We start from the raw sequence: 13,261 nt of genomic DNA on the forward strand, positions 1-13,261 counted from the left end.
CCGTATTTTCTAGAGAAGAGAGATAGCTGTGGCTGTTCCCAAGCGGAAAATGTCCCGTGCTAACACCCGCGCACGCCGTTCCCAGTGGAAGGCGTCCGTACCTCAGCTGGTTAAGACCGTTGAAAACGGTCGCGTAACCTATTCTTTGCCTCACCAGGCAAAGCTAGTTACTGACTCTGCAGGTAACGCCTTGTTCTACGAGTACAAGGGTCGCAAGGTAGCTGACGCGTAAAGTTAGTATGAATAACTCTGATTCATCAGAATTGTTGAAACGTCTCGGTCTCAATATTGATACCGAGACGTTTCAGCAAGCACTCGTACACCGTTCCTACTCTTTTGAGAACCCTGGAACACCCCACAACGAAAGACTAGAGTTCCTTGGCGACTCCGTCCTTTCACTGGCTATTGCCGAAGATGTTTATCGTCGTTTCCCCAACGAACCCGAAGGGGAACTTGTACGCCGACACCATGTTGTTGTCTCATCGTGGGCACTAGCAAAAGTTGCACGAACCCTGAACCTCGGGTCTTACCTCTGGTTAGGAAAAGGCGAAGAAAAAACTGGCGGAGCAGATAAAGACTCCATTCTCGCCGACACCCTCGAAGCCATCTTTGGAATATGCTATATCACCCTCGGTCGTGACCGTGCCCGCGACCTCGTCCTTGAACTCATCGCACCCATGCTCGATGACCAAGAAATTCTTGACGCCGGACGAGACTGGAAAACCGAACTTCAAGAAATTGTACAATCCCAAAAACTCGGGGATATCCGCTACGAAGTGTCTGTATCTGGTCCAGAACACGCACCCGAATATACTGCTACCGTTCATATTGGTGGCACCACCTACGATCAAGGTGTCGCAAGCTCCAAAAAAGAATCAGAACGTCTAGCTGCACAAAAAACCTGTAAAGAACTACGACCAAACTAGCAGGATGCCTGAACTACCCGAAGTTGAAGTCGTACGTCGTGGAATGCTCACACACGCCCTCGGCAAACGTATTACAGACGTCCGTATTCATGACACCCGCTCTATTCGCCGTAGTGAGCATACCGTTGAAGAATTTACGGGCACGCTCAAAGACACCATCATTACTGACGTCGTACGACGCGGAAAATACCTCTGGATTATCCTCGAAAACGCTGATGGTATCCGTCTTCAAACAGCTCTTGTCATACATCTAGGTATGAGCGGTCAAGTCCTTTTTAAAACCTCAAAGTTCCCGCCAGAAAAACACCTCAAAATCACGGTAACTCTAGGGAATCAAGACCATCACTCCATAGCAGAACCTGCTACTGAACAGCTACGTTTTGTGGATCAAAGAATTTTTGGTGGAATGTATCTTGATACGCTCGTACCCGTATCGGATACACAACAACACCCTGTATCCGCATCCAGCGCAAGCACATTATCGTTACCGTATATTCCGCGAAGTCTGAACCATATTGCACGAGATCCTTTAGACACGAATTTTGATATTGACGAGCTGCGACAGAAAATGCTCAAAACATCTACCGCCATCAAACGTCTACTACTGGACCAATCAACTATTTCAGGAGTTGGCAATATTTACGCTGACGAAGCGCTATGGCGAGCGCGTCTTCACTACGCGAAACCAGCGAAAACTATGAGCATGGCAAAGACCCGAGAACTCGTTCACTCAATACAAGAGGTCTTCTCACAGGCTTTAGAAGCTGGAGGAACCAGTTTTGACGCCCTCTATGTCAACGTTAATGGGGAATCTGGGTATTTTGATCGTTCTTTAAACGCTTATGGGCGTGAAGGTCAGCTGTGCTACCGGTGCCAAGAAAATGGGGTAGAGAGCACCATCATTCGTGAGGTGATGATGAAACGGAGCTGTTATCGTTGCCCGAGATGCCAACGTGCCCCGCGTCAAAAGAAAACTTCATCGTAGAGAAGTGCCCTGAAGCAGATACGCTTCAGGGCACTTTTTAGTGTCGGTATCGGTCTTGATAGAACTGCGCTAACCGTTCGTATCCTTCTTCTAACGATACTTTGGGTGCCCAATCGAGGAGTTTTTGGGTTCGCCGTTGGTCAAACCAATGAGCAGTTGATAACTGTTCTGCTAAGAAACGTGTCATGGGTGGTTCGTCTTCTCCAGGGTATTTTTCCCATACTTTCTCGATGATGCTACCGAGGGCGCGGGCTAATGTTGCTGGTACAGAGCGCTTGGGTGGTTCAATACCCACGGCCGTGCACATGTGGTGGATGATTTCTGCTACCGGTCGCGGCTGTCCGTTAGTAATCACGAGTGCTTGTCCCTGAATATTCTCTAAGCGTTCATATCCGGTGACGATAGCGTCTACCGCATTGTCAATATAGGTGGTGTCAATGAGTGCTGTACCGTCGTTCAGCAGGGGGAGCCTTCCTGCTGCAGCTCGTTCTAAAACCCGTTCAACAAGTTGTGTATCGGATGGGCCCCACACAATATGTGGTCGTAGCGCTGCCGTGTGGAAGCGTTCACTATTTTCTGCGAGTACGAGGTGTTCGGCAATAGCTTTTGACCGCGCATAATATCCTCTGGTGTGTTCTGGGGCGGCGGCAGTATTATCTGCACCCATAAAAGATACTCCCGTGTGAGCTACGGAGGGCGAAGAAATATACAAAAAACGGGTGATTGGGTGATGTGCCGCGGCTTGAAGAAGGTTCTGTGTGCCTTGAACATTCGTCTGATAAAACTCTTCCCACGTTCCTGTAAAGGATACTTTAGCAGCTAGATGAACCACCCCATCACAACCGTTGATAGCTTCTTCTAAACGGTTCTTATCACTTAAATCGGTGCGTACTTGTGAAAGGTTTTGAGCTAAAGCTTCGGGTAAAAATGTATGAAGTTGCGCATCGCGGCGTTGAACAAGACGTACTTGATATCCGCGTCGTAAAAAGTCGAGGGCAACTTCTCGACCTAACAACCCTGAAGCGCCGGTCACAAGGACACGCTCTTGACGTTCTCTCACCGGCGCAATGTGTGGTAAGGGACGTAAAGAAACCGGTGTTTTTACCACAATATTTTCGCTTTCTCTCCAGAGAGAACCTTCTCTGCCCACTGTGCCAGTAACGTACGGTCAATTTTTGAATTATGACGGATATCGGTTGGGTGCTCTTTCACGGCAAGTACCGCGCAGAGGCTAATTCCGGTTTCCTCAAACACTCGGTTACGAATTTTTTGTGTCAGCTTTACACTGGCAAGACCATTTTTACGGGTCTGTGGGTCTGTCTCCACCACCGCAACAGCTTGAGCGCAACCGGCAGGGCCAACAGGCACGACCGCAGCACGTCGTACGCCCATAATTTTTTCGGCGGCATGCTCAGCAGCTACAGGGGTGAGTATCCCTTGAGCACTCAACATAATGTGTGAGAGTCTTCCTTCAACCCATAGTCTACCGTGTGCATCTAAATGGCCCACATCTCCGGTATGGTGCCAGCCCGGTGTTGCTATTGACTGGTTTTCTGTGATCCACAGTCTGTCGTAGCGGTCTTTGATGTGAGGCGCACGCACAAGAATCTCACCGGTCACACCGGGGTCTTGATGATGTTCTACTCCCGCTATACCGTTTTTGTCTAGCGGAGCTATACTCACCTGTGCACCCGCTATCGGCGTACCAACACAGACACCATTTCCTGTACCGACAACATTCTTGGAGAGGGCGTCGGCATTTGCCTGCTGTATCTGTTCGTAGGATATATCTGTGATGGGTAGAGCCTCTGTCATACCGTAGGGGGTGTGAATACTTGCATGTGGAAGAATCGCATGAACAGCTTCTAAGAGCGAGGTGCTCAATGGGGCACCAGCAGAAAGTACGGTACGTACCTGAGCTAAGGCATGCTTTTCTTGTTCACCTAATGAGGTGGAGGTTCTGACCACATTCATTAATGCGGCAGGGGAGAGAAACACCGTTTGCGCTGAAATTGCCTCTACCGCGTGGGCTAATGCTGAGGCGGTAAGAGTTTTAGGTTGGGTGACGTCCATCGTAGGAGTCACGCTCGTAATGCCAAGGGCTGGTCCTAATAAGGCAAAGGGTGCGAATCCTGCAACAAGTCCCGTATTTTGGTGCAAATGATAAGTGCTCATAATAGCATCTCGCATCGCGCTCAACTGTTGTTGAGTGTAGAGCACTCCCTTAGCTGGCCCTGTTGAACCCGAAGTGTATAGCACTGCTGCATGCTCTTGAGCATCTCGAACGGGGCGAGACCGAACACTAGTATCGGTAAAATCTTCCAGAGTCGCTCTAACACCAAGAACTTTTTTCATCACACCGGTGAGTGGCTCCGCCGAGATTCTGAACCCTGGCCAACCGAAAGCCTTTGCCGCTGCTAACGCTTGAGGAATACCAATCAGATAATCTGGTCTTGCCCCCTTCAGCGCCCGAGTCAGGCCTTTGGTCCCAAGACCAGTATCAGCAACAACAACGATAGCCCCAATTTTCAAACACGCATAAATGCAGGTTGTCAGTAGTGCGCCGGGAGGAATCATCAAATTCACTCGTGACTGAGGTCGAACACCTAAATCTTCAAGCCCATTAGCAACACGTTCTACATTCTGAGCAAGTTCTGCCCACGTATAGTGGCGTGCTATGCGCGTAGAATCTTTAGGGTGCATATCGACAACAGCTAGCGTCTTTTCTTCACGCCGTTGTTCCAGTTGTGCACCCATGGGAACAAAACTTTCAGCATGAACGTGCTCCGCACGGCGTTGAACATGCTGCTGACGTAACGTGTGTTCCTGCACGAAATGTTCATGAAGCCATTCAAAAAATGGGGTAGCAACATCTTGGTCTTCCATCACCAAATGTGAAGAATTCTCATAACAATGAACATCTGCATGCGGCATTCTGTGCATCAAATCTGCCAAATAATGACGTGTAAAGACAGGATCCTGAACACCCCATTGAAAAAATGCGGGTACGTGAAGATGCCGGATACCCTCTGCAATACGTTGCATTATCAGATAGGAGGGGCTTTGAGGTGTTGCCGGTATATCGGCAACAAAATTGCGGATACCCTCACGAAGACTCGACGACGTATAAGGCGAACGGTACGTTGCACGAACCTGCTTAGATAACTGGTTTTGCCCCACCAACGATAACGTCACATCTAAGAACGCGGTACTTTTTTGTGTTCCCCAACGGTGTACACCTGGAGCAAGGGCAACCTGTAATGGTGCTGGAATAACTGAACCTTCTGCATGAAAGACCGCAGTATTGGTTAATAAGATTCCACTCAAAATATTTTGGTGTTCTAAAGCCCACCCCAAAGAGACTAAACCACCCCAATCATGGGCAAGAGTCACTACCGGTTGCGTCGTATCATCTAATCCGATTGTTCTTGTAAAATCTGAGAGGTCTTGCACCCTGTCTTCAAGACGGCGCACCGTGCCGGTACGCTCTGAATAGCCCATATCTAGCTGATCAACAGCAATAACACGCCACCTATTCTCAGGCAGAGCACCGGTTTGAAGGATATCCCTCCAAAGATATGACCATGTGGGATTTCCATGAACGGCAAGAATTGTGCCCACCGGCTCTAAAGAATTCTTCTCCAACGTTGGAAGATTATCCAGATAACTCCAAGAACGTACCTGACCACTATCTACAGGGGCAGTAGAGCACACCTCAAGACGATGCAACCATTGAGGATCAACACCGGGCCATTGTTCGACAGAAGGAAAAAGAGAATGAGTCACGGTAGCAGAACCTTTCATGGAGTTTCTTCACCCCAGCTATGTAGGGAAAGAGGAGCCTCCTCACGGGGGAGAAGGATAGAAAACTATTATTCTTTTTGCGATACAAGAACAGGGCAGAACTACCAGTTAATTTCCATTAACGACGTATTCAACCCAGAACCAACACCCATACATAAAATACGATCCCCAGCACGATAAGTGGGTGCTTCTTGCGCTAACGTCATAGGCAAAGCAGCCGCCGCAACATTGCCCCAATACGGGAACGTCATCGGAATCTTTGCCGAATCAATACCGACAGCCTCAATAATGGCGTTTGTGTGAGCATTAGAAATCTGATGTGTCACATAAGAATCCATATCAGTCCAATCCCACCCATGACGGTGAGCTTCTTCCCATGTTTGAGCAACCAATTCTAAGCCGTGTTTTAACAGTCCAGCTGCGTCAGTGTTCATCCCCTCAGCAGCATTCCCACCGATACAAAGATGACGGTGCTGGGTACCAGCACGAGAAACAGAACCTACCAGTCGATGCCCCTGAGGGTGCAAACTATGGCGACCTAAAACAGCTGCCGCCGCCCCCGAACCAAGAGTTAACGTCGCAAATTGTGCGAGTACGTCCTCACGCGTTGTCTCAGGCTTATCTAAAATCCGTAATGCTGTCTCATGCCACGGTGAAGGATCTTCCCCCGCAACTACCAACGCATAATCAATAGCATGAGCATCAATCATGGTAGCGGCAACCGTCATCGCGTTAACAAACCCTAAACACGCATTAGTCATATCGAACTCTAAGGCGTGTGCCGGAAGCCCTAAACGATCATGAATGCCCACAGCAACGGCCGGTTCAAAATGGTCTCGGGTGACAGAAGCATTAATCATCAAACCAATACGCTCGCTAGAAATACCAGCAGCATCTAACGCCTTCTGCGCCGCAGAAACAGCACCATCTTCAAAGGTCATCTGCGCACCCCATGAACGACGCTCAGAAATACCCGCTAAACGCTCTAACAGCCCCTTCGGCAACTTCAAACGTTGATACGTTTTAGAGAGCTTCTCATCAAAATAGGTTGAGGTAACAACCTCAGAAGGAATCTCATGTTCAATGGATAATAACGCCACATCAGAATGACGGATATCAGAGTTAGCGGTCAATGCGATACTTGCTTTCGTCCACGTTCGGGGTGTATGTCTTAGACTTATCTATGAAAAGAACATCTCATAAACCCACAACAAACACCAGGGGAGAGGAAACCCTTGATGGCAACCTATGAGAACATTCTAGGTGTCAAAAACACCTCTAGTACATATTTAGCTCAAAGGATAATCTCACACTATATGTACTAGTAAAGAATGAAATTTTCTGAACACTACCAACCTCTAGCACCTTGGAGAAAGGAATCCTGTGCGCCTGATCTCTATGACCTTACGCGGATTCAAATCCTTCGCCTCAACCACGGTCTTTAACTTCAACGACGGCATCAACGCCATCATCGGACCTAACGGCTCAGGTAAATCCAACGTCGTAGACGCGCTCCTCTGGGTACTAGGAGAACAAGGCAGCAAAAACCTCCGTGGCTCCGCCATGCAAGACGTCATCTTCGCCGGAACAACACACAAAAGTCCACTCGGACGAGCCAAAGTTACCCTCGTCCTCGACAACTCAGAACACGAACTACCCCTACCACACAGCACTGTCGAAATATCACGAACCCTCTTCCGAGGAGGCGGCTCAGAATACGAAATTAACGGTGCCACCGTACGACTAAGCGACATCCAAGAACTCTTCAACACAGCCTCCATCGCCAAAGGAGAACACTCCATCATCGGGCAAGGACACATTGACAAAGTCCTACAATCCTCAGCTACCGAACGACGAGCCCTCATCGAACAAGCAACCGGAATCCTCACCTACCGTCGCCGAGCAGAAAAAACAGAACGCAAACTCCACGCGATGAAAGTCGACCTCAACCGTCTCGAAGACCTCAACAAAGAACTCACCAACCAGCTCAAACCGCTCGGCGAACAAGCCACTAACGCCCGCACCGCCTATGAAATCCAAGCACAGATACGAGAACTACGCGAAAAACTTCTCGCGCACCAAGCCTTCACACAACACCAAGAACACACCCAACACGAAGAGCTCTACCAAAAAACACACACCCAACACCGAAAACTAACCGAAACCCTCAACACCTGCCACAACAAGAAAACACAACACCACACCCTGCGCACAGAACTAGACCAACACCGCCAAGAACACTACGAGAACCTCCAAGAACTCGAAAAAATCATGGCAGCAGCACAATCCCTCAAAGCGCTCGCACAGGAGAGAAGTCGCGCCACCGAGAAAAATAACTCCCTTGAAAGCTACCAGCAACATCTTCAACGCACCGAAGAATCCATCGCCCACGAAAAAGCAGAAGAACAGCAATTACGCCAACACTGTGAAGAACTGGAACACACCCTACAAGAGCTCACACAACGATACGAACAACAACACCAAAAACTAGAACAGTGCCAAGAACAGATACAACAACAGCAACAACGTCAAAAAGAGCATCAAGAACAGCTCACCCGAAACATTACTGAACGAGCCAGCTTACGCGCTAAATATGAAAGAATCCGCGCCGAACATCAACGCTACCGAGAAGAACTCGACAATGCTCAAACACAGCGCCAAGACTATGCCCAAAAACTTGAACAGCTCACACACACCCTGCAAGAGCACACAAAAACTCTTCAAGATGAGGAAAAACAACAGCAACAGCTCCGTGTAGAACGCGAAGAATACGCTCACAAAAGCGAACAGAGTAGAAACCTTTGCACACAACGCTCCATCACCGTACATACCCTGCAAGCTAGTATTGCCAGCCTTGAACAGCTCCTACAAACACACCACGAGAGCAAACCTGAACATACTGGCAAACCTTTGCACACCCTCATACACATTAAAAGCGGGCAAGAACGAGCAATAGCTCACGCCTTAGGAGCCTACGCACAAAGCTACCTCTACGAAAAACCCACCTACAACACCGCCCACAACACCATCTTTACCCCCAGTTCTCCAACGCCTCCCACAAAAAACCTCAAGGGGCTAACACCTGCCATACAATACGTGACCACAGAAAATACCACCGCACAACACGTACTCCAACAAGCACTAGCTAATATCTACCTCACCGAAGAGTTCACCACAGAAAATCAACAACTGCTAGAAGAACACCCGCACATCACCATCTACGATATTCGTGGGCGACGCTACAGTAACTACAGCTACAACACCGCTGAGCTAGAAGATAATCACCTCGAAATAGCAGCACGGGTTACAACACTCACACAAGAACTCAAAGAAGCAGAAATACTAGAAGAAGAAGCCCAAAAACAACACCGCGCCCACACCCAAAAACTTACTCAACTCAAAGAGCAAGAACACGAGCTTGCACGACGTCTCGGAAACACCCAAAAAACTATTCACCGCTTAGAAACAGAACAGGCTCAGCTCACCACACAACACCAGCACGAACAAGAACAATACCAATACCAGCAGAAAAAACTTGCACGATACCGTGTTGAAGAACAAGAACACGCACAATTACTAGAACAACTCAACCACAACATTGCTGCACTACAAAAACAACAACCTACTGACAACCCGCAACAACTCGAAGAGCAAAACACCCTCAAAGAAGAGCTCGAACACCTCACCCAAGAACGGACCATTGCTCAAAACTCACTCAGCCACACCCAACGGTATCTGCTGCTGAACCGCGAGAAACGCCAAGAGCTAGAAACACACCTCAACACACTTCAAAAACACACCGCACAAGAACAACACCACGAACAACAACGCCTACTCCAACAACAACGAGCGCATACCGTGGCACGATGCGCCCAAAAACTCTTAGAAAAACTCACCCAAGAACGCAACAATCAAGAGCAAAAATACCGTGCTATCACCGAAGAGCTCAAAGCTCTCACCCACACCTGCCAAAACGTTGAAGACCAGTTAGCAGATATTACACACCAACATCAAACGTTGAGCAATACCTTACAAAAACTCACCCTCACACAAGCTCAAAGTAGTATTCGCTATGAAAATCTCAATCAACGTATCGGAGAAGAACTCGGCTGCACCCTTGAAGAACTCATCGAAACCCACCACGACTACCTTGCCCATCATGCACCCGAAACCTCAGAACTTGAGAAGAACCTGCACCAAGAACAACAACGTCTCAAAGCACTAGGAACCGTCAACCCTCTGGCTTTGGAAGAATACCAAGCCTTAGACGAACGTCAACAATACCTGCACACACAAATTACTGATATGAAAAAGTCGAGAGCAGCAATGCGCTCTCTCATTGCAGAGCTAAACCGTCACATGAAAACCGCCTTTGTCGAAGCCTTCGAACAAACAAAAGACGCCTTTGAAAGGATTTTTGCAGAATTATTCCCCGGTGGTGAAGGCACCTTAGCTCTCACCGACGACGAAGACTTACTTAACTGTGGAATAGAGATTCATGCACGCCCTGCCGATAAAAAAGTGCAAAGACTCTCCCTGCTCTCTGGAGGGGAACGGGCGCTAGCCTCTTTGGCATTAGTCACCGCAATTTTTGAGGCTAGACCTGCACCGTTTTACGTTCTTGACGAAGTAGAAGCTGCTTTAGATGACCGTAACCTCTCACGCGTACTACCCGTTTTTGAACGTCTAGGTCAGAAAAGCCAACTGCTCATTATTACGCATAAACCTCGTACCATGGAAATTGCCCAAACCCTCTACGGTATCACCATGTTCCAAGGCATCAGTAATGTGATAAGCCAAGATGCTCAAGCGATTCGCAATGCTTTAGAATCCTAGAGAGTGAAGAGCCGCCGCCTTATACACTTCACATCGTCCTAAATATTTTTAAGGAGAGTAAGATAAAGAACCATGTCTGATTCCTACCAACGTAATAATCATCTTGATACTGGTGCAATTCCTATCACGGCGGCGCACCCTACAGCAGCTCGCCAATATCAAAATCTTTCTGAAACTAGCACTTCTCAGAAACGTTCAAAAACTCCCATCCCGGGGCCTTTGAAAGTTCTTATTCTCGCTGCGTTTGTGATTGCGTTAGGTTTTGGACTCATCGCCCCAGTACTTCCTCGATACGCGGCAAGCTTTGATGTGGGTGTACAAGCAGCTTCTGCTGTGGTGAGCATGTTCGCTGCAACTCGTCTATTATTCGCTCCAGCATCTGGAAAACTTGTTTCTCGTTGGGGGGAGCGGCCCATCTATATGGCGGGTCTTATCATCGTTGCCTTAGGCTCACTGGGCGTTGCCATCTCGTGGAGTTACCCCGTTCTGATGGCATTTCGTGCATTGGGCGGTATCGGCTCTGTCATGTTTACCGTCTCTGCCATGGGACTGCTTGTACGTTATTCTCCTGCTCATCTGCGCGGAAAAATTTCTGGTTACTACGCAACCGCCTTCCTCATCGGTAACATCTTAGGGCCAGTAGTAGGTTCTCTTATGGTCGGACTAGGAATGCGTCTGCCCTTCGTTATCTATGCGGTCGTGCTATTCATCGCCTGTATTCTGGTGTTTTTCTACCTTAAAGAAGCCCAATATGCTGGTTCCATTCCGCCTAAAACACAACCCGAGCTATCCCTCAAAGATGCGTGGAAGTTCACGAACTTTCGTGCTGGTCTAGGCACAAACTTTGCCATCGGGTGGGCGGCGTTAGGTTTGCGGGTGGCGTTAATGCCTCTTGCTGCTGTAGCCCTTTTAACGAGTTACCATCAGGGAGAACATTACGACCCTGATCATGGCGGAATTGTTCTTGCCGGTTTGGCTATGGCATTTTATGCTGGCGGTAACGCCATCACCCAAAATATTTCGGGGCGTTTTTCTGATAAACACGGCCGCCGAAACCTCATTTTCTATGGTCTACTTCTTGCCGGAGTTTCTACGATTTTAGTGGGACTTTCTGGTTCCCCCGTACTCTTTATCATCTTCTCTATCACCACGGGTATCGGCACGGGAGTGCTCGGACCATCGTTACAGGCCGCTGTCGCCGATATCGTCGGTAATGAACGCTCTGGCGGTACAGTCCTTGCAACCTATCAGATGTTCGCCGACCTTGGACAAATTGTCGGGCCACTACTTGCAGGATGGATTGCCGACCATTGGGGATATAACTGGGCATTTGGTATCTCGGGTGCACTATTGCTGGTGATGATGCTTGGATGGTTACCTTGGCGTTCTCCACGTTTCCCGAAAGAACTCGCTGAAACTGGGTACACCGGCCGATAAAAACTGTGAGATACCGTGACAGGGCTATGCCCCTCCCAATATTTTTTATGAAAACTTATGGTGAAGTTTTCCGATGGATGGGGCACATGTGAGAAGCTAGAAGGGTGAACGATACCCTGACTCTTATCTTGTACATAGTCCTCGGTGTTCTTGTCCTCGCCGGTGTTTTAGCGGTATTACTGCGTGGGCCAAAGGCCCCACCAGAAGGCTACGATTCCACACGAGACGTGAACGACCTTGAACCTGCAGACACTAGCGGACAACCTACTATTGACCGTCCGGCACCAGTTGCTGGACGTCTCGTACGGTTACGTGCCCGTCTGGCTCGCTCTAATAACCTCCTTGGAAAAGGTCTTCTTTCTCTTCTTTCACGTGACAAAATTGATCAAGACGTGTGGGATGAAGTAGAAGAAACTTTACTTCTTGCAGATCTAGGAGCTGACGCCGCCGGACGACTCGTTGAAAACCTGCAGCAGCGCGTACGCATTGAAGGTACCGAAAACCCTGCACAGGTCAAGCAGATGCTCAACGAAGAACTGCTAAAGATTGTTGGTGTTGATACTGACCGCTCTCTACAGACCACAGGAGAAAACGGTAAACCCGGTGTAGTTCTTGTGGTGGGAGTCAACGGTGTTGGCAAAACGACCACTGTCGGAAAGCTCTCTCGTGTGATGGTCGCTGAAGAGAAAAAACTCTTATTGGGTGCTGCTGATACCTTCCGTGCAGCGGCTGCCGACCAGCTGCAAACGTGGGGAGATAGAGTTGGCGTCGAGACGATACGTTCTGAAAAAGATGGTGCCGACCCTGCTTCAGTAGCTTATGAAGCAATCCGTGAGGGCGTTTCTCGTGCCGTAGATACCGTGATGATTGATACGGCTGGACGTCTACAAAATAAAGCTGGACTGATGGATCAACTCGGTAAAATTAAACGAGTTGTCGAAAAAGAAGCACCCGTAACGGAGGTGCTACTCGTTATTGATGCAACAACCGGACAAAACGGTATGATGCAAGCAAAAGTCTTCTCCGACGTTGTTGATATCACCGGTATTGTGCTGACTAAATTAGATGGCTCCGCTAAAGGTGGCATCGTGGTCGCTATTCAAGAAGAGCTTGGCGTTCCTGTCAAACTTGTTGGATTGGGCGAAGGCCCCGACGATCTTGCCCCCTTCGACGCACAAGAATTCGTCAACGCACTCTTAGATTAAAACTCGGTTTATCTAAGACAAAGAATCTTCACTACCGTATGAGGTAGTGAAGATTCTTTGCTATCTGG

9 protein-coding genes are annotated in these 13,261 nt (G+C 48.6%); 6 read left to right on the plus strand and 3 right to left on the minus strand.

What is annotated here, in order from left to right; all coding sequences use genetic code 11:
• Positions 1 to 28 precede the first annotated feature (28 nt).
• The 3 genes from rpmF to mutM are packed head-to-tail and all read left to right on the plus strand — an operon-like array spanning position 29 to position 1,911.
• Positions 29 to 232 carry a 50S ribosomal protein L32 gene (rpmF, locus tag ACN081_RS03575; RefSeq protein WP_419101406.1) on the plus strand — a complete coding sequence of 68 codons (204 nt, stop codon included), beginning with the start codon at positions 29 to 31 and terminating at the stop codon, positions 230 to 232.
• Between the two features lie 7 nt (positions 233 to 239).
• Positions 240 to 926: a ribonuclease III gene (rnc, locus tag ACN081_RS03580; protein ID WP_419106981.1), complete on the plus strand. Its 687-nt coding sequence runs from the start codon at positions 240 to 242 to the stop codon at positions 924 to 926.
• Between the two features lie 4 nt (positions 927 to 930).
• Complete coding sequence (gene mutM / locus ACN081_RS03585) at positions 931 to 1,911, plus strand: bifunctional DNA-formamidopyrimidine glycosylase/DNA-(apurinic or apyrimidinic site) lyase (protein ID WP_419106982.1); 981 nt, start codon at positions 931 to 933, stop codon at positions 1,909 to 1,911.
• Between the two features lie 37 nt (positions 1,912 to 1,948).
• Here the strand turns inward: mutM and ACN081_RS03590 are convergent, their stop codons facing one another.
• The 3 genes from ACN081_RS03590 to ACN081_RS03600 form a co-directional block, all read right to left on the minus strand.
• Positions 1,949 to 3,019 carry an NAD-dependent epimerase/dehydratase family protein gene (locus tag ACN081_RS03590; RefSeq protein WP_419106983.1) on the minus strand — a complete coding sequence of 357 codons (1,071 nt, stop codon included), beginning with the start codon at positions 3,017 to 3,019 and terminating at the stop codon, positions 1,949 to 1,951.
• A complete protein-coding gene (locus ACN081_RS03595; protein WP_419106984.1) occupies positions 3,013 to 5,697 on the minus strand; it encodes an alpha/beta fold hydrolase in 2,685 nt (894 codons plus the stop codon). Before ACN081_RS03595 ends, ACN081_RS03590 begins: the two co-directional genes overlap by 7 nt.
• Positions 5,698 to 5,816: 119 nt before the next feature.
• Positions 5,817 to 6,848 (minus strand): 3-oxoacyl-ACP synthase III, encoded by a 1,032-nt coding sequence (locus ACN081_RS03600; protein WP_419106985.1) that lies wholly within the window; start codon positions 6,846 to 6,848, stop codon positions 5,817 to 5,819.
• 250 nt (positions 6,849 to 7,098) lie between these two features.
• Between ACN081_RS03600 and smc the strand changes: the two genes are divergently transcribed.
• The 3 genes from smc (at position 7,099) to ftsY (ending at position 13,193) form a co-directional block, all read left to right on the plus strand.
• Positions 7,099 to 10,551 (plus strand): chromosome segregation protein SMC, encoded by a 3,453-nt coding sequence (smc, locus tag ACN081_RS03605; protein ID WP_419106986.1) that lies wholly within the window; start codon positions 7,099 to 7,101, stop codon positions 10,549 to 10,551.
• Between the two features lie 72 nt (positions 10,552 to 10,623).
• Positions 10,624 to 11,988, plus strand: a complete 1,365-nt coding sequence (locus ACN081_RS03610; protein ID WP_419103697.1) for an MFS transporter — start codon at positions 10,624 to 10,626, stop codon at positions 11,986 to 11,988.
• Positions 11,989 to 12,092: 104 nt separating this feature from the next.
• Entirely contained in the window at positions 12,093 to 13,193 is a 1,101-nt protein-coding gene (gene ftsY / locus ACN081_RS03615) for a signal recognition particle-docking protein FtsY (protein ID WP_419106987.1), read from the plus strand.
• The last annotated feature ends 68 nt before the right edge of the window (positions 13,194 to 13,261 follow it).

Source organism: Rothia sp. P13129, from assembly GCF_048512865.1.
In the GTDB taxonomy this organism is placed as follows: domain Bacteria; phylum Actinomycetota; class Actinomycetes; order Actinomycetales; family Micrococcaceae; genus Rothia.